This is a genomic window from Priestia sp. 53B2, assembly GCF_056099005.1.
Genome location: NZ_JBLZXA010000009.1, coordinates 39,294 through 55,111, shown reverse-complemented (window position 1 = coordinate 55,111; position 15,818 = coordinate 39,294). Strand labels below are relative to the sequence as shown.

Here is a 15,818-nt window from a genome sequence, read left to right as displayed (position 1 = left end):
TTTATTTTTTCTTTAGTTCTAAACGATCATTTCGTTCCCACGTTCTTAACTGAGGATATGGGTCAAACGACCACTCATTTTTGCCGTTATCTTTATACATTCCATAGTGCAAGTGAGGAGGGAATTTCCCAGAAGTTCCAGGAGGTCCATAACCGGAACTTCCTACTCCGCCAATGAGTGTTCCTGGTTCTACAATTTGTCCTACTTTTAAATTTTTTGCAAATCCGCTTAAATGAGCTAAATAGTGATAGTTATTATGAAGGTCACGAATACCGATTCGCCAGCCTCCATATTTATTCCATCCTTTAAGCTCAATAATGCCATAGCAAGGGGATTTTACTGGAACTCCGTAATCTGCAAAAATGTCTGTTCCTTCATGAATTCGTTTGCCACCCCAGCCGCGCGCATCTCCCCATGTACTGCGATAACTGTAGTTCGCACGGAGAGGAACCGGAAATGAAGAACCTTTTAAATCAATCCGACCGTAATGGCGAAAAATTTTGGCATTCCCTAAAATAATATCAACTGCTTTAGCCCGGTGATAATAGTTCCAAAGCGCAATTTTAATATAGTCTTCGGACACCCCGAACGTCCGAATATAATTTGCCATTGTAAAAAGCATATCTTCATCATTAAACTGGTCTGCTTTTTTGTCTCCGTTCCCATCTTTTCCTATTCCTCCGAGCAGAGAAATAGTAAGTGGGTTTGTATCTTCCAAATTCGGATTTAAAGAACCTGACCATTTTTCTGGAGGATAATAAATGGCGATCGCGCCTTTTTCTCTTGGAATATCTTTATGAGAGCGTCGAATATTTCGTTCATACTGGTCAATCCCAGCAAAGTAATACCAAGGAATTGTAGTAGCGGCTTCCATTTGTTTATACAGCTCTAATCTCTTTTGAATAAGTATTTTTTCTTGATCTGCTGATGATTCAGCTGTTACGTGGTGCCATCCTGTGAATATAGACATGAACATAAAAAGTAAGATAATCGTTTTGCGCATCGTGTTTCCCCCTTTCTAAAAATAGTGTGTAACACTAGTTTGCAGCGAGAAAAAAGATTTCATAAATATTAATTAATGGAAATCGCTTCAAAACTTTTTTAAAGAATTTTATTCAGAAGATAAATGGAAATTATACGGAGGATGAAAACGCACACATTTGAAGGGGAAATAGAAGAAAACTGAGGAAAATAAAGAGCAGACAACTTGTCGAATCTCACTTTTTTATGATAAAGTGACATATAGTTATGTTTTTAATATGTAGTTAAAATTAAGCATATAGGTTATAGACATTTTCTAGATTGGTGGAGTTGATAATATGGCAACAAAAGAAGAGCATGTCCGCAAACCCGAGTGGCTGAAGATTAAGCTAAACACAAACGAAAATTACACAGGCTTAAAGAAAATGATGCGTGAGAAAAACCTTCATACAGTTTGTGAAGAAGCAAGATGTCCGAATATTCATGAGTGTTGGGCTGTTCGTCGTACGGCAACTTTTATGATTTTAGGAGAAGTATGTACACGTGCCTGTCGTTTTTGCGCGGTTAAGACAGGTTTACCAACAGAATTAGATTTAGAAGAGCCAGAACGCGTAGCGGATTCTGTTCAGCTAATGAACTTAAAACATGCGGTTATTACAGTAGTAGCTCGCGATGATTTAAAAGACGGAGGAGCAAGCGTATTAGCTGAAACAATTCGTGCGATTCGTCGTAAAAATCCATTCACAACCATTGAAGTATTACCTTCTGATATGGGCGGTGTGGAAGAGAACTTACGTATTGTAATGGACGCACGTCCTGATATTTTAAATCATAATATTGAAACAGTACGCAGCCTTACGCCTCGTGTTCGTGCTCGTGCTAAATATGAGCGTTCTCTTGAGTTCCTTCGCCGTGCAAAAGAAATGCAGCCGGATATCCCTACGAAATCAAGTATCATGCTTGGTCTAGGAGAAACAAAAGAAGAAATTATTGAAACGATGGATGATTTGCGTGCGAATAATGTAGATATTATGACGCTAGGCCAATATCTACAGCCAACTAAAAAGCACATAAAAGTTCAAAAATATTACCATCCAAATGAATTTGAAGAGCTAAAAGAAATTGCATTATCAAAAGGATTCAGCCATGTTGAAGCAGGTCCTCTTGTACGTTCTTCTTACCATGCAGATGAGCAAGTTAACGCTGCTGCAAAAAACAAAGCGCAAGAAAGCAAATAAGGTAAAAAGAGGCTGGAACAAAAGTAGTTTAGCCGAAGTGAAAAACGAACCACTATTCAAACTGTTTGATTAGTGGTTCGTTTTTTTTATTACGGTGAACGTAGATTTTATCTGTTTCGTTTATTCCACCATATCTTTGTCCGTCATCGGTTCATTCAATTCGTTTTTCTCTCTTCCATTTGCATCTTCTCCGCCGTTCATTTTACGCCCTTGGGGAGATTTTAGCATTTGTTGAATAACTCCATCGATTCGTTTTCTAGCATCATTCGTTTGCGTATTCATTTCACTGATATTTTCGATTTGGTCCATCTGTTTCGGATTATCTGAGACGTATACATGATAATAACGAGGAACTACAGACATAGCTGTACGTTTTACCTGATCGGCTGCGTTATTCCGGTTTTTAGCATCTGTTTTATAAGCAACAAGCACATCTTTATCGGTTACTAGCGTAGCGGCTTGCTTAATATTTGGTATAGCGGTGCTCAGTTTACTAATATTGTCGGCTGCTTCTTCTCGATTAAATGTTCCTACTTGGTTCATATTGGAACTTTGTTCATTTGTGTTTTTAGTGTATCGGACATATCCATAATTTGTGCCGCTATTATTATTTGGATTATAATAATGATTAGGCTCGTTTACATTAATGGCATCTGGGTTGTTTGGTGATAAATTTTCATTTTCAGCTGTGTTTTTATTTTGACAGCCAATGGTTAAAATACTTGTTATCAAAGCGATTCCAAGAATAGATTTCTTCACCATTTCCACCTCCTGTAGTTAAATATCGTACGCCAGGTAAACCGGCGAACCTTCATGTGGAGCATAAAAGACCAGTAGGTATACCGATAAAACTCCTACAGGATTAGAGTGCTGCTTATACGTGAAAAATTTCATGTTAATTGATGGTTTCATCATCATAATTATGGTATGGTAAATTTTAAGAGAAGAGGTGTGAGCAATGGTCTGTATCAATAATATTTGTTATGAAGTATTAAAAGATGAGCGCGAGGCATTTAATGAAGAGGCGTTTAGAGGTCGCTTTATTGACGTGCTGAGCCGCTATGACTATATTGTGGGAGATTGGGGATACAATCAGCTTCGACTGCGAGGCTTTTTTGATGACCGAAATCAAAAGGCAACATATGATACGAAGATTAGTACGCTTCAAGACTATTTACATGAATATTGTAATTTTGGCTGTGCGTATTTTGTCTTAAAAAAAGTCCATAAGTAAAAAAAGGCAAGCCGAAGACACTAATTGTCCTTCACGCTGCCTTTTTTTTAGATGATTTCATATAAAAATTCGCGAAGTTCCTGACCGTCTTCACTGTTTAATTTAAATACTTCTTCAAGATAGTTTGGTTCTTCAAGGTCATCTTGTCCAATGATGGCAAAGCGTCCTCCTTGAATATCAAGAACAACTTGTTTGCCATAATAACGGTCGGTTTGGATAATAGCTAAATCAAATCGTTGATTTTCGCCCATAAAGCTGACAAACCGGGTCTTTGTAGATACAACATCGTCATATAGATAAAAGCGTTCGCTCATAGGTATACTCCTTTCATAGGTTGTATTTGTATCATATCAAATAAGGTCAAAAACAAAAATGAATTTATCAAATGGATAATGGGTCATGATAAAATAGAACAGGAACCCCGTTTGTTTATGAAAAAAGATTTATAGAGAGCTGACAACTAGGGAGGAAATAATATGTACTTTGTAGATCGTGAAAAAATAGAAGCCACGCTTGTTTTTTTTGATGAACATGTTCGTTTGTTTGCTGAGCATTCGAGCTGGAACACAGAAATAGAGAAAAAGGCATTAGAGAGAATTGTACACCTTTTAATTGAAAACGTTTTAGATGTAGGAAATGCAATGATTGATGGGTTTATTATGAGAGATCCAGGCAGTTACGATGATATCATTGACATTTTAGTTGATGAGAAAGTGGTTAAAAAAGAGGAAGAAACGCCATTAAAAGAGATCGTTCAATTGCGTAAAAGCCTTGTTCAAGAATATGTGGATGTTAAACATCAGGATGTTTATCAAAAAGTGATGCAGCATAAAGACGTACTGGCAGCATTTTCAGAGCGCGTAAGGACATATCTAGAGACAGAGTTAGGACCTGTGTCTGCTTTTCGTAACTAAAGGCAAGCAAGTTGTAGTTGTATAAAAAATAAGCTATGATTTCAAGTATGAGACTTGAAAGGAGATCACACAACATGAAGGAATATAAAGGATATTTGATTGATTTAGACGGAACAATGTACAAAGGAACAGAGCTAATTGCCGAGGCGCGTGATTTTGTTATTAAATTAAAGGAAAAAGGAATTCCTTATTTATTTGTAACAAACAACTCAACAAAAACGCCCGATAAAGTAGCTGAAAAGCTAGAGGCATTTGGCATTCCTGCAACAGAAGAGCAAGTTTTTACAACGAGCCAGGCAACAGCTAATTATTTACACGAACGCAAAGCAAACGCTTCAGCTTATGTAATTGGTGGAGAAGGAATCCGACATGCGTTGCTTGAAAAAGGATTTACCATTGAAGAGGAAGATACGGATTTCGTAGTTGTTGGTTTGGATCAGGAAATTACATATGAAAAATTAGCAAAAGCATGTTTAAACGTTCGAAACGGCGCCTTTTTTGTTTCAACGAACGGAGATATTGCGATTCCTACTGAAAGAGGCTTACTGCCTGGTAATGGATCTATCACGTCCGTTATTACGGTTTCTACTCAAACAAATCCAGTATTTATTGGCAAACCAGAAAGTATTATTATGGAGCAAGCCCTTGAAGTCATCGGTACGCCAAAAGAAGAAACAATCATGATTGGTGATTACTATGATACAGATATTTTAGCAGGGATGAATGCAGGCTTAGATACATTACTAGTCCATACAGGGGTAACAACAAGAGAGTTACTAGAAGGGTATGAGAAAAAGCCAACTTATACGGTAGATTCACTAAAAGAGTGGATGGAGCGAATTTAAAAAGCTGTCAATTGACAGCTTTTTTTGTTTTTAAACCTATTCTTGGCTGGCAGCCCGGTGCGCTAACCGGCTAGAAGCAGCGGCGGCAATTGCGCCTACTAAATCATCTAAGAAAGTGTGGCACTCTCCCGTCGATTTATCGTTTAATCGTTCTAGAATACCCGGCTTTTGTTTATCAATATACCCGTAATTGGTAAAGCCGATTGATCCGTACACATTTACAATCGATAATGCTAAAATCTCGTCAATACCGTATAAACCTTCGTCTTTCTCAAGAATATCCAACAGAGGCGGCTCAATAACTTTTTTTTCCGTGAGGACATCTAATTGAATACCCGTTAAAATAGCATTTTGAACTTCTCGTTTAGAAATGACGCGCTCAACGTTATATAAACAGTCTTCAATTGTTAAGTTTGGGTGATACTTTTTTTGCAAGTAATAGACCAGTTCAGCAATGTCTGTAAGAGCCACGCCGCGTTCTATTAACCATTCTCTTGCTTTTTTTTCTAACTCACTTTGTGTATGTTTTTTCTCCAAGTATCATCACCTGTTTTCTATATATTTTTAAGTCTAAAGTTGTTTCATACTACTAACCCGGAGTAAATAACTATAAATGGTGTATTTCTAATCTATTCATTCCTCCGTAAATATTATGACAAGTAATGTTGTTTTCCATCATATAATTTCTTGAATGAATGAAGAGAGGGATTAAAATGATACAAACCATTTATGAGCATTACGGATTACGTCCAAATGAATTTATGCCCGTAGGTAAATTTGAAGGTTTTCAGTATCGAGATATTTTATATACAATCATTAATGTAAAGCAAATGGAACAAGACGAGTTAAATGAACTATATCAAATGAGTCAATTTCTGATGGGCCAAGGTGATCGCCATGTGGCAACATTTATGCCTAATTTGAATGGTGAAATGATTACAGAAACTGAAACTGAAAAATTTATCATTTGCCGCTGTCTTGCGGAAGAGAAAAACCCCAACTTTTCACCTGGGCACGAGCTAGCTGTTTTTCATCAAAAAGGGAGACTGTTTCCTTATGAAGTGGAAAAAGCAAACCGGCTAGGGCAATGGAAGTCCATGTGGGAGAAGCGTCTCGACCAGATGGAGCAATTTTGGTATGGCAGATTACGTGCTTTGCCTAATCAAGAGATGGAAAAACGTTTTTTAGAAACTTTTCCTTATTACCTAGGATTAACGGAAAATGCTATTCAATACCTAGTAGACACGGAAATTGACGATTTGCCTCGTTCAGTTGACGCTGCGACGATTTGTCATCATCGGTTCGGGCAAAAAACATGGGGGGAAGACTACGTTTACAAGCTCCCAGCAGATTGGGTCTTCGATCATCCGAGCAGAGATATAGCTGAATATATAAGGGAACAATATTTATTAACATACGCTGTCGATGAAAGGCACATGCATCAGTTTTTAAGTGAATACGAAAAGGTAAATCCGCTTTCTTCTTTTTCATGGAGACTGTTATATGCTAGACTTCTTTTTCCCGTTCATTATTTTGAAGTCATTGAAGGGTATTACAGTGTACAAGATGAGAGGCAAAAACAAAAGTATTATGAGAAGCTGGAAGGAGTATTAGCTCATTCTTCTCACTACGAAGCTTTTCTGAAGCGCTTTTACCAGTCGGTGGGTATTTCAACGTCTCGTTATCACATTCCTGAATTAACATGGATTCATTAAAAAGCGATTACTATAGAATATGATAAAATAGAAAAATAGGTGTTGGATAATCCAAACCTGTTTTTCTATTTTGTTTTTATGCATGCAGTTTAAAAAGGATAAAGAGGTGGCGTACATATGGACAAGCCGTTTGTATTTATTACGAGAAAAATACCGAATGAATTAATCGAACCTTTAAAGGCAGTAGCGAATGTGGAAATGTGGGATAAAGAAGATGAGGCAGTCCCTCATGAGCTGCTTTGTGAAAAAGCTAAGCACGCACATGCTCTATTAACAATGCTTTCAGATCGTATTGACAGTGAATTGCTTACGCAAGCTCCTCATTTAAAGCTTGTAGCTAACTTGGCGGTCGGATTCGATAATATTGACATAGAAGCGGCAACTGAACGAGGAATTATCGTTTCTAATACCCCCGATGTTTTATCTGATACAACAGCAGATTTAACGTTTGGTTTATTAATGAGTGTAGCTAGACGTTTAGTAGAAGCTGCTGGATATGTGAAAGAAAATCAGTGGAAAAGCTGGAGTCCATTTTTGTTAGCGGGTAGAGATGTTCATCATAAAACATTAGGTATTGTTGGAATGGGGAAAATTGGAGAGACGCTTGCGAAACGTGCTACAGGTTTTGATATGGAAATTCTGTACCACAATCGAAGCCGCAACCTTCAAGCAGAAAAAAAGCTCGATGTAGTTTACTGTGAGTTAAATGAGCTGCTTGAACGATCTGATTTTGTTGTTTGTTTGACACCGTTAACGGACGAAACCAAACATTTATTTAATGCTTCAGCATTTGAACAGATGAAAACAACTGCGATTTTTATTAATGCTTCAAGAGGAGCAGTGGTTGATGAGCAAGCATTGTTACATGCGGTTCAATCCGGTGAAATTGCTGGAGCTGGCTTGGATGTATTCGATCAAGAGCCTATTTCTGCTTCTCACTCTCTTCTTCAATTGCCTAATGTTGTAGCTCTTCCTCATATCGGCAGTGCGAGTATCGAAACGCGCACGGAAATGATTTCTTTATGTGTTAAAAACATTAAAGCAGTACTTACAAACGAGTCTCCTATTACAATTGTAAATAAAGAAGCGTTTGCGAAAAAATCATAACAGAAAAAGGCAATTTCATTTCGGTGAAATTGTCTTTTTTTTATTAAAAAACAGTGGGAGCCATGTTATGATAATAAAATGAAATATTTTAAAAATTTACATTTATCTTTATATACCAATTTTTTTAACGAGTTTACGAGAAAAGATGACAAGTAAACCTTGTAAAAAAGAAAAATAAGGTCTATAATGTCCTCTATAAGAGAACAAATGTATACGTAGAAAGAACACAGAGGTGAGGAATATGACAAAAAGTATTTCAGTAGGATTATTAGGGTTAGGAACGGTAGGAAGCGGAGTAGTCAAAATTATTGAAAATCATCAGGATAAATTAAGTCATCAAGTCGGGTGTCCTGTAGAAGTTAAAAAAGTAGTAGTTAAAGATATTGATAAGAAACGTGACGTAGAAATCAGTGAAGATAAATTAACAACGAATGTTGAAGACGTTTTACATAACGCGGAGATTGACGTTGTCATTGAAGTAATGGGTGGCGTTGAAGAAACAAGAGATTATATCTTAACAGCCCTTCGTAATAAAAAGCATGTTGTAACGGCAAACAAAGATTTGATGGCAGTTTACGGCTCAGAATTGTTAACAGTAGCTTCTGAAAATAACTGTGATTTATTTTATGAAGCAAGTGTAGCAGGCGGTATTCCAATTCTTCGTGGATTAGCAGATGGATTAGCATCTGATCGTATTACCAAAATGATGGGAATTGTAAATGGTACAACAAACTTCATTTTAACGAAAATGACAAAAGAAGGAAGCGCTTATGATGAAGTGTTAAAAGAAGCGCAGGATTTAGGATATGCTGAAGCGGATCCAACTTCTGACGTAGGTGGTTTAGATGCTGCTCGCAAAATGGCAATCTTGGCTACACTAGGATTTTCAATGAAAATTGACTTGGACGATGTTCGTGTTCAAGGTATTACAGAAGTAACGGAAGAAGACTTGCAATATAGTAAACAATTAGGCTATACGATGAAACTGATTGGATATGCACATCGTGACGGCGATAATGTAGAAGTTAGTGTTCAGCCAACGCTTTTAGCAGACACACATCCTCTTGCTTCAGTAAGCGATGAGTACAACGCTGTATATGTATACGGAGAAGCTGTCGGAGAAACGATGTTTTATGGACCGGGGGCAGGAAGCCTGCCAACTGCCACTGCTGTCGTGTCAGATTTAGTAGGTGTTATGAAAAACATGCGTTTAGGTGTGAATGGTAAAAGTGCGGTAACGCCTCAGTATCCAAAACAGTTAAAAGCAGAAGATGAAATGTTCTCGAAGCATTTCTTACGTATTCATGTTAAAGATCAAGTTGGAGCATTTGCAAAATTAACAACACTATTTTCAGAGCGTGGCGTGAGCTTCGAAAAAATTATTCAACTTCCTGTGAAAGGAAGCGAATTAGCTGAGATTGTTGTTGTTACACACAAAACATCTCAAAAAGATTATGAGGAAATCCTTCAGCAGCTTCGGGATTTACCAATTGTAGAAAATGTAAAAAGCAGTTACCGCGTAGAGGGAGTTGGCACAGTATGATGTGGAAAGGTCTATTAGCTGAATATAAAGAGTTTTTACCTGTAACAGAGAAAACACCTATGCTTACACTACATGAAGGAAATACACCTTTAATTCATCTTGCTCATTTATCAAAAGAGCTAGGCATTGATTTACATGTGAAAGTAGAAGGGTTAAATCCAACGGGGTCATTTAAAGACCGCGGAATGGTAATGGCTGTAGCAAAAGCCAAAGAAGAAGGAAGCAATACGGTTATTTGTGCATCTACAGGTAACACATCTGCAGCTGCAGCAGCTTATGCATCACGCGCTGGCATGCGCTGTATCGTTGTTATTCCAAATGGAAAAATTGCGATGGGGAAATTAGCTCAAGCTGTTATGTATGGTGCAGAAATTGTAGCAATTGAAGGAAACTTTGACCAAGCGCTTTCTATGGTTCGTAAGCTGAGTGAAACATCACCGGTTGCACTTGTAAACTCTGTAAACCCATATCGTATTGAAGGGCAAAAAACAGCTTCTTTCGAGATTTGTGAACAGCTTGGAAAAGCGCCTGACGTTTTAGCTATCCCAGTGGGGAATGCAGGGAATATTACAGCTTACTGGAAAGGATTCAAAGAGTACAGTGAGCGTCACCAAACGTCTCTTCCTCACATGCACGGGTTTGAAGCAGAAGGTGCAGCGGCGATCGTGCGTAATCAAGTTATCGAAAATCCAGAAACAATTGCAACGGCTATTCGAATCGGAAATCCAGCAAGCTGGGATTATGCTGTAAACGCAGCAAAAGAATCCAACGGAAAAATTGATGAAGTAACAGATGAACAAATCTTAGAAGCATATCGTACAATTGCACGCAAAGAAGGTGTATTTGCAGAGCCAGGTTCTTGCGCTTCAATAGCTGGTGTGTTTAAAGATGTAGCTTCTGGTAAAATTGCAAAGGGTTCAACGGTTGTAGCTGTATTAACAGGTAACGGATTAAAAGATCCAAACGTAGCAATCGATGCTCATAATGTAAAGCCAGTGGTTTTACCAAATGATGAAGAAAAGGTATTTGAGTATATCCAAGGTGTCGTTGCTTCATGCTAGAAAATGAGCGTTTTGTCATTACGGTCCCAGCTAGCTCTGCTAATTTAGGGCCAGGATTTGATTCCATTGGAGTGGCTTTATCTCGTTACTTAAGATTAACAGTAGAGCGTCATGAGGAATGGGTTTTTATCCCTGAAACGAAAGAAGTGCAAAGTATTCCTAGAAGTACAGATAACTTAATGTATGAAGTGGCCCAAGACGTGGCTCGTCAATTTAACATTGATCTTCCAAGTGCGAAGGTCTCTGTTTGGAGCAACATTCCATTAGCAAGGGGACTTGGAAGCAGCGCATCGGCTATCGTAGCTGGAATTGAGCTGGCTAATGTACTGTGTGACTTGCGTTTATCAAAAAGAGAAAAGCTTCGCATTAGCAGCTTAATGGAAGGACATCCCGATAACGTCAGCCCGTCTATTTACGGCGGAATCGTTGTTGGTTACCATCATGAAAATGAAACATATATTGCTCAAATACCTGAATTTGATGTCGATATCGTGATGGCTATTCCAGAATATGAATTAAAAACAACCGATGCTCGTGATGTGCTGCCTTCGGATATTAATTATCGCCACGCAGTAGAAGCTGGGGCAATAGGGAACATGCTAGTAGCGGCCCTGTTAAATAAAGATTTACCTCTAGTAGGCGAATTTATGGAGAAAGATTTATATCACGAACCTTATCGTATGAGGCTCGTGCCAGAGCTTTCTCTTGTGCGAAAAGAAGCAAAAGCTCTCGGCGCATACGGTGTGTCACTAAGCGGAGCCGGTCCGAGTGTATTATGTTTAGCACCAAAAGGAAAAGGAAAAGCGATTGCTGAACATATGTATGCTTTACTGCCGAACTGCGAAATAGATGTTTTACAAATTGATCGCAAAGGTGTATTTGTAGAAGCTGAAGTCACAACGAGTTAATAAAAAAATCCTCATTCATTTGAATGAGGATTTTTCATTCGCAAGCCCCAATAAAATGGGAGGTTGCTTTTATAATAAAATCAAAGAGATTAGAATACTTGTTCTACTTCAACTACACCAGGTACTTCTTCTAAAAGGGCACGTTCGATACCAGCTTTTAGCGTGATTGTTGAACTTGGGCAGCTTCCGCAAGCGCCTAAAAGACGTAACTTTACAATACCATCCTCTACGTCTACTAGCTCACAGTCTCCACCGTCGCGAAGTAAAAACGGACGAAGTTTTTCTAATACTTCTTGAACTTGCTCGTGCATTTCTGACATAACTATCGACTCCTTTCTTTTACTCTTATTATAAACGGTCTTTCATGAAAAATCTATCGGAGTATACATCGTAATGTTACCTTAAAAGAAAAAGATGTGCAATGAATCAGTTTTGTGTAAAATAGTATTCATAATGAAGTAAAAGTGTGAATAATCGTACAGTTTGTATGTAAAGATTCAAGGGGGATGTGCTATGCAATCAACTGAGGTAGAAGTGTGTATTTATGGAGCTGAAATTGTTTGTGCAAGCTGTGTTAATCTGCCATCTTCAAAAGACACCTATGATTGGCTAGAGGCAGCGATTTCCCGCAAATATCCGAACCAACCGTTTGCTATCACATATGTAGATATAAACGAGCCGCATACGGATCCGGAAAAAGCAGCCTTTGCCAAGCGTGTGATTGAAGAAGATTTATTCTATCCTGTAGTGGTTATTAATGGAGAAATTGTTGGGGAAGGCAATCCGAAATTAAAGCGCGTATTTGAGGAAATGGAGAAGTATGGTTTCTGCGCATCATAATGAAAAAAGCCGTTAGATTGTCAGTCATCTAACGGCTTTTATTTTATCCACTATGGTGTTTATACATCCAAAGAATACCTGATTTTAATAATCGAGCTACGCGTCCTGTAATTGGACGTTCGGCAACTAAGCCAAATCCATGCTTTTTGCCTAATGAACCAAGTATGCCTTTTAATTTAATAGTTGGCAATTCATCCGGAAGCGCTTCGCCTTTCCAGCGGTGAAGAAGTACTTGCACAATTTGTTCAGCCTGACCTTCTGCAAGCTGAGCACTTGGTGCATGCGGTAGGCTTGCACAATCACCTAAAATGTAGACATTTTCATCGTCAGGCAAGTTATGGTATTTCGTCAATACGACGCGTCCTTGAGGATCTTTTTCTACGTCTAAATCGCGTACCACTTTATTTGGCTGGATACCTGCTGTCCACACGATTGCATCGCTTTGAATGGGCTCATCATGATTATAAAGAATGTTCGGTTCTACTTTTGTAATATTAGCACTATTTACGATTTCAACACCGTTTGAAGTAAACCAAGTTTGAACGTAATTACTTAAACGTTCTGGGAAAGCAGATAAAATTAATTTACCGCGGTCAAATAAGATGATTTTTAAATCCGGGCGGCTTTCTCTTAGCTCGCTTGCTAGTTCTACTCCGCTTAATCCAGCTCCTACAATTGAAACAGTAGCGTGGGCCGGCAAGTTGTTTAATGTCTGATAAGTTGCTCGTGAAGCATCAATGGATTGAATGCTGTATGTATGCTCAAGAGCTCCGGGAACTCCATGATATTTATCTTCGCATCCGAGTCCTACAATCAGGTCATCGTAAGCGATCATTTGATCATCCACATAGACGCATTTCTCTTTCAGGTCTATGCGTTTTACACAGCCGTAGCGAATTTTTAAGCGAGGGTGTTCAGGAAAAGCAACACGAACATGCTGATCAGAGATTGTTCCAGCTGCAAGTGCATAGAATTCAGTTTTTAGTGAGTGATAAGGTGCTTTGTCAATAAGCGTTACTTCTACATCGTTAGGCAATTGATTCGGAAAAAGGCGCTGCAAAACGCGCATACCACCGTATCCGCCGCCCAGTATGACAAGGTTCTTCATGTGAATTTCCCCTTTAGCTTCATGCATTTTTGTTTTCTCTCTATTATTCTTGCTTTTAAGAATAGGAGAGTACAAATTACCGTTAATAAGGATGGTTGCCAAAAAGATATGAAAGGCTATATAAGATAACATATTTTACTTAAATAATAATTTAATATAACCTCGTTTGGTTTTCTATACATAAAAGTATAACTAAATTAATAAAAAACCACAATATGTTTCAACATAATTTCAAGCTATCCCTGTAATAAAGCTTTATTTATACGTTTTGTTGAAAAAGTCTGTGAAGCTAAAAAGCGTGCGCAAAATGAACGTGAATTTCCAAAGTTGACGTTGAAAATGAAAGGAGATAGGATAAACTAATAGTAGAGAGGTGAAAAACGTGATACAGCCAATTATTGAATTTTGCGTTAGCAATTTAGCCAGTGGTTCTCAAACAGCTTTAGAAAAGCTTGAAAAAGATCCAAATCTAGATATTATTGAATACGGATGTTTAGGTTATTGCGGGAAATGTTCACAATCTTTATTTGCTTTGGTAAACGGAGAGATTGTTACAGCGGAAACACCTGAACAGTTAGTAGATAATATTTACATTCATTTAGAAGAAAACCCAATGTTTTAAACTATCCCCGCTGTCGTATCTCTTTTTATCAGAAGAGGGACATGAGGCTAATAGAATAGATGATGTAAGCACGGCTGTCTTGCCGTGCTTTTTTATGCGTTTTTGCGCAAATATCTGCGCTTTAACCATCCTCTTTACAATCATAATGCTTCTTTTGTTTTTTAATATTCCAAAGGAGGACAAAATAAAAAACCCCTTAATCTTTATGATTAAGGAGCTAAAAAAACGGGGGATGATATTATTGTGTACAAAAGAGAATCACTTTATACTAGAGCTACATAAAAAAATAATGGGTGATAATATGAAAAAATTTCAGTTTACAAAAATGCATGCACTTGGCAACAACTATATCTACGTAAATATGTTTGAAGAACATATAGAAGAGCAAGAGTTAGCACCGCTTGCTGTAAAAGTTTCAAATGTTTATACGGGAATTGGATCGGATGGAATGATTCTTATTTGTCCATCTGAACGTGCAGATGTAAAAATGCGCGTATTTAATAATGACGGCTCGGAAGCAAAAAACTGCGGAAACGGTTTAAGATGTGTAGCTAAATATGCATATGAACATAATTTAGTAACAAGCGAAAGATTTTTTATCGAAACGCTTTCTGGAGTTGTAGAAGCAACGGTGCATCCGCAGGGAAATGAAGTTCCAGAAGTGACAATTGATATGGGAGCGCCTATTTTAGCTAGAGAACAAATTCCAATGACGGGAGCAAGCCAAGACCAGGTCATTAATGAAGAGATGGAATTTGGAAAAGAACGGTTAAAAGGGACGGCTGTATCAATGGGAAATCCTCACGTCGTCTTTTACGTAAATGATATTGAACAAGCGCCTCTTACTACATTAGGGCCTGTGGTTGAAAAAGATTCGCGTTTTCCAGAAGGAGTGAACGTTGAATTTGTCGAGGTAGTGAACGAAAGAGAGCTGAACTTTCGTGTATGGGAAAGAGGTTCGGGTATCACTCAAGCATGTGGGACAGGAGCATGCGCTGCAGTTGTTTCGTCTGTGTTAAATGAGAAGACGAAAAAAGATGTTCCTACTGTCGTACACCTCGCTGGAGGAGATTTAACGATTGTTTGGCAAAATAAAGGCAATGTATTAATGACAGGTCCAGCCAATGTGATTTGTGACGGCACGTATTATTATTAAAAAATGAAGAAGCAGACGATTTGTCGTCACAGCCATTTCGTCGTATACTAAACAAAAAAGGAGGTCTGTTTAAAAATGAGTCAAGATATCCTAACAATTACAGAAGCTGCAAGCTTTCAAATAAAAGATATGATGAAAGAACATGAAGAAGAAAATGCTTATTTACGTGTTAATGTAAATGGAGGAGGCTGTTCAGGTCTTTCTTACGGCATGGGTTTTGCTCACGAAGTAAATGAAAACGATACGCTGTTTGAACAACATGGCATTAAGATTCTTGTAGATAGCGAAAGTGCTCCAATTTTAAAAGATGTAAAAATTGATTACAAGCAATCTATGCTAGGCGGAGGGTTTACAATTGATAACCCGAACGCCATTGCAGCATGCGGCTGCGGCTCTTCTTTCCGTACAGCAAGCAACGCAGGTGCTCCTGAAGAGTGCTAAATATATTTTTATCAAGAAGCTTTCTTCACCTCATCTGGTGAAGAAAGCTTTTTTAGTGAGAAATTTTTGTATGTTACATCATCTGCCAAACACGTTGACTGAATA

19 protein-coding genes are annotated in these 15,818 nt (G+C 38.1%); 13 read left to right on the top strand and 6 right to left on the bottom strand.

Features of this window, described 5'->3' with window-relative positions:
* Position 1 precedes the first annotated feature (1 nt).
* Positions 2 to 1,003 carry a M23 family metallopeptidase gene (locus ACN6NE_RS09480; RefSeq protein WP_129705260.1) on the bottom strand — a complete coding sequence of 334 codons (1,002 nt, stop codon included), beginning with the start codon at positions 1,001 to 1,003 and terminating at the stop codon, positions 2 to 4.
* A 316-nt stretch (positions 1,004 to 1,319) separates the two neighbouring features.
* On the opposite strand from ACN6NE_RS09480, the gene lipA reads away from it, so the two are divergent.
* Positions 1,320 to 2,219 carry a lipoyl synthase gene (gene lipA, locus ACN6NE_RS09475; RefSeq protein WP_013059637.1) on the top strand — a complete coding sequence of 300 codons (900 nt, stop codon included), beginning with the start codon at positions 1,320 to 1,322 and terminating at the stop codon, positions 2,217 to 2,219.
* Between the two features lie 120 nt (positions 2,220 to 2,339).
* Here the strand turns inward: lipA and ACN6NE_RS09470 are convergent, their stop codons facing one another.
* Positions 2,340 to 2,981 (bottom strand): YhcN/YlaJ family sporulation lipoprotein, encoded by a 642-nt coding sequence (locus ACN6NE_RS09470; protein WP_057244874.1) that lies wholly within the window; start codon positions 2,979 to 2,981, stop codon positions 2,340 to 2,342.
* Between the two features lie 196 nt (positions 2,982 to 3,177).
* Between ACN6NE_RS09470 and ACN6NE_RS09465 the strand changes: the two genes are divergently transcribed.
* A complete protein-coding gene (locus tag ACN6NE_RS09465; RefSeq protein WP_013059635.1) occupies positions 3,178 to 3,453 on the top strand; it encodes a YutD family protein in 276 nt (91 codons plus the stop codon).
* A gap of 47 nt (positions 3,454 to 3,500) precedes the next feature.
* Here ACN6NE_RS09465 and ACN6NE_RS09460 read toward each other — a convergent pair whose 3' ends face one another.
* On the bottom strand, positions 3,501 to 3,767 hold the full coding sequence (locus ACN6NE_RS09460) for a DUF3055 domain-containing protein (protein WP_013059634.1): 267 nt from the start codon (positions 3,765 to 3,767) through the stop codon (positions 3,501 to 3,503).
* A 162-nt stretch (positions 3,768 to 3,929) separates the two neighbouring features.
* Here ACN6NE_RS09460 and ACN6NE_RS09455 point away from each other — a divergent pair, with 162 nt between their 5' ends.
* Together ACN6NE_RS09455 and ACN6NE_RS09450 are read left to right on the top strand one after the other, a co-directional pair.
* A complete protein-coding gene (locus ACN6NE_RS09455; RefSeq protein ID WP_129705258.1) occupies positions 3,930 to 4,367 on the top strand; it encodes a DUF86 domain-containing protein in 438 nt (145 codons plus the stop codon).
* Between the two features lie 74 nt (positions 4,368 to 4,441).
* Positions 4,442 to 5,212, top strand: coding sequence for a TIGR01457 family HAD-type hydrolase (locus ACN6NE_RS09450; RefSeq protein WP_013059632.1), 771 nt, complete (start codon positions 4,442 to 4,444; stop codon positions 5,210 to 5,212).
* Between the two features lie 36 nt (positions 5,213 to 5,248).
* Here ACN6NE_RS09450 and ACN6NE_RS09445 read toward each other — a convergent pair whose 3' ends face one another.
* Entirely contained in the window at positions 5,249 to 5,749 is a 501-nt protein-coding gene (locus tag ACN6NE_RS09445; RefSeq protein WP_013059631.1) for a phosphatidylglycerophosphatase A family protein, read from the bottom strand.
* A gap of 176 nt (positions 5,750 to 5,925) precedes the next feature.
* On the opposite strand from ACN6NE_RS09445, the gene yutH reads away from it, so the two are divergent.
* From yutH to thrB, 5 genes are all read left to right on the top strand, one after another.
* The gene (yutH, locus tag ACN6NE_RS09440; RefSeq protein WP_013059630.1) at positions 5,926 to 6,927 is read left to right on the top strand and encodes a spore coat putative kinase YutH; all 1,002 of its coding nucleotides are present in this window, start codon (positions 5,926 to 5,928) and stop codon (positions 6,925 to 6,927) included.
* Between the two features lie 117 nt (positions 6,928 to 7,044).
* On the top strand, positions 7,045 to 8,034 hold the full coding sequence (locus ACN6NE_RS09435; RefSeq protein WP_474325253.1) for a 2-hydroxyacid dehydrogenase: 990 nt from the start codon (positions 7,045 to 7,047) through the stop codon (positions 8,032 to 8,034).
* A 241-nt stretch (positions 8,035 to 8,275) separates the two neighbouring features.
* On the top strand, positions 8,276 to 9,577 hold the full coding sequence (locus tag ACN6NE_RS09430; protein WP_013059628.1) for a homoserine dehydrogenase: 1,302 nt from the start codon (positions 8,276 to 8,278) through the stop codon (positions 9,575 to 9,577).
* A complete protein-coding gene (gene thrC / locus ACN6NE_RS09425; RefSeq protein WP_025752680.1) occupies positions 9,577 to 10,638 on the top strand; it encodes a threonine synthase in 1,062 nt (353 codons plus the stop codon). Before ACN6NE_RS09430 ends, thrC begins: the two co-directional genes overlap by 1 nt.
* A complete protein-coding gene (gene thrB, locus ACN6NE_RS09420; RefSeq protein ID WP_129705254.1) occupies positions 10,632 to 11,546 on the top strand; it encodes a homoserine kinase in 915 nt (304 codons plus the stop codon). Before thrC ends, thrB begins: the two co-directional genes overlap by 7 nt.
* Positions 11,547 to 11,635: 89 nt before the next feature.
* Here thrB and ACN6NE_RS09415 read toward each other — a convergent pair whose 3' ends face one another.
* On the bottom strand, positions 11,636 to 11,866 hold the full coding sequence (locus tag ACN6NE_RS09415; protein ID WP_013059625.1) for a NifU family protein: 231 nt from the start codon (positions 11,864 to 11,866) through the stop codon (positions 11,636 to 11,638).
* A gap of 193 nt (positions 11,867 to 12,059) precedes the next feature.
* On the opposite strand from ACN6NE_RS09415, the gene ACN6NE_RS09410 reads away from it, so the two are divergent.
* Positions 12,060 to 12,386, top strand: a complete 327-nt coding sequence (locus tag ACN6NE_RS09410) for a YuzD family protein (RefSeq protein ID WP_013059624.1) — start codon at positions 12,060 to 12,062, stop codon at positions 12,384 to 12,386.
* A 43-nt stretch (positions 12,387 to 12,429) separates the two neighbouring features.
* On the opposite strand, the gene ACN6NE_RS09405 is transcribed toward ACN6NE_RS09410, so the two are convergent.
* Positions 12,430 to 13,494 (bottom strand): NAD(P)/FAD-dependent oxidoreductase, encoded by a 1,065-nt coding sequence (locus tag ACN6NE_RS09405; protein ID WP_013085326.1) that lies wholly within the window; start codon positions 13,492 to 13,494, stop codon positions 12,430 to 12,432.
* 382 nt (positions 13,495 to 13,876) lie between these two features.
* Between ACN6NE_RS09405 and ACN6NE_RS09400 the strand changes: the two genes are divergently transcribed.
* The 3 genes from ACN6NE_RS09400 (at position 13,877) to ACN6NE_RS09390 (ending at position 15,713) form a co-directional block, all read left to right on the top strand.
* Positions 13,877 to 14,116, top strand: coding sequence for a YuzB family protein (locus ACN6NE_RS09400; protein WP_013059622.1), 240 nt, complete (start codon positions 13,877 to 13,879; stop codon positions 14,114 to 14,116).
* 301 nt (positions 14,117 to 14,417) lie between these two features.
* Positions 14,418 to 15,272, top strand: coding sequence for a diaminopimelate epimerase (gene dapF, locus ACN6NE_RS09395; RefSeq protein ID WP_129705252.1), 855 nt, complete (start codon positions 14,418 to 14,420; stop codon positions 15,270 to 15,272).
* A 75-nt stretch (positions 15,273 to 15,347) separates the two neighbouring features.
* Complete coding sequence (locus tag ACN6NE_RS09390; protein ID WP_013059620.1) at positions 15,348 to 15,713, top strand: HesB/IscA family protein; 366 nt, start codon at positions 15,348 to 15,350, stop codon at positions 15,711 to 15,713.
* The last annotated feature ends 105 nt before the right edge of the window (positions 15,714 to 15,818 follow it).

Bases quoted from the DNA above. Each gene is read 5' to 3' on its own strand.
- ACN6NE_RS09430 (WP_013059628.1), top strand. From the start codon at position 8,276: ATGACAAAAAGTATTTCAGTAGGATTATTAGGGTTAGGAACGGTAGGA.
- ACN6NE_RS09480 (WP_129705260.1), bottom strand. From the start codon at position 1,003: ATGCGCAAAACGATTATCTTACTTTTTATGTTCATGTCTATATTCACA.
- thrC (WP_025752680.1), top strand. From the start codon at position 9,577: ATGTGGAAAGGTCTATTAGCTGAATATAAAGAGTTTTTACCTGTAACA.
- ACN6NE_RS09390 (WP_013059620.1), top strand. From the start codon at position 15,348: ATGAGTCAAGATATCCTAACAATTACAGAAGCTGCAAGCTTTCAAATA.
- ACN6NE_RS09470 (WP_057244874.1), bottom strand. From the start codon at position 2,981: ATGGTGAAGAAATCTATTCTTGGAATCGCTTTGATAACAAGTATTTTA.
- ACN6NE_RS09410 (WP_013059624.1), top strand. From the start codon at position 12,060: ATGCAATCAACTGAGGTAGAAGTGTGTATTTATGGAGCTGAAATTGTT.
- ACN6NE_RS09465 (WP_013059635.1), top strand. From the start codon at position 3,178: ATGGTCTGTATCAATAATATTTGTTATGAAGTATTAAAAGATGAGCGC.
- ACN6NE_RS09450 (WP_013059632.1), top strand. From the start codon at position 4,442: ATGAAGGAATATAAAGGATATTTGATTGATTTAGACGGAACAATGTAC.
- dapF (WP_129705252.1), top strand. From the start codon at position 14,418: ATGAAAAAATTTCAGTTTACAAAAATGCATGCACTTGGCAACAACTAT.
- yutH (WP_013059630.1), top strand. From the start codon at position 5,926: ATGATACAAACCATTTATGAGCATTACGGATTACGTCCAAATGAATTT.
- ACN6NE_RS09415 (WP_013059625.1), bottom strand. From the start codon at position 11,866: ATGTCAGAAATGCACGAGCAAGTTCAAGAAGTATTAGAAAAACTTCGT.
- ACN6NE_RS09405 (WP_013085326.1), bottom strand. From the start codon at position 13,494: ATGAAGAACCTTGTCATACTGGGCGGCGGATACGGTGGTATGCGCGTT.
- thrB (WP_129705254.1), top strand. From the start codon at position 10,632: ATGCTAGAAAATGAGCGTTTTGTCATTACGGTCCCAGCTAGCTCTGCT.
- ACN6NE_RS09460 (WP_013059634.1), bottom strand. From the start codon at position 3,767: ATGAGCGAACGCTTTTATCTATATGACGATGTTGTATCTACAAAGACC.
- ACN6NE_RS09455 (WP_129705258.1), top strand. From the start codon at position 3,930: ATGTACTTTGTAGATCGTGAAAAAATAGAAGCCACGCTTGTTTTTTTT.
- lipA (WP_013059637.1), top strand. From the start codon at position 1,320: ATGGCAACAAAAGAAGAGCATGTCCGCAAACCCGAGTGGCTGAAGATT.
- ACN6NE_RS09435 (WP_474325253.1), top strand. From the start codon at position 7,045: ATGGACAAGCCGTTTGTATTTATTACGAGAAAAATACCGAATGAATTA.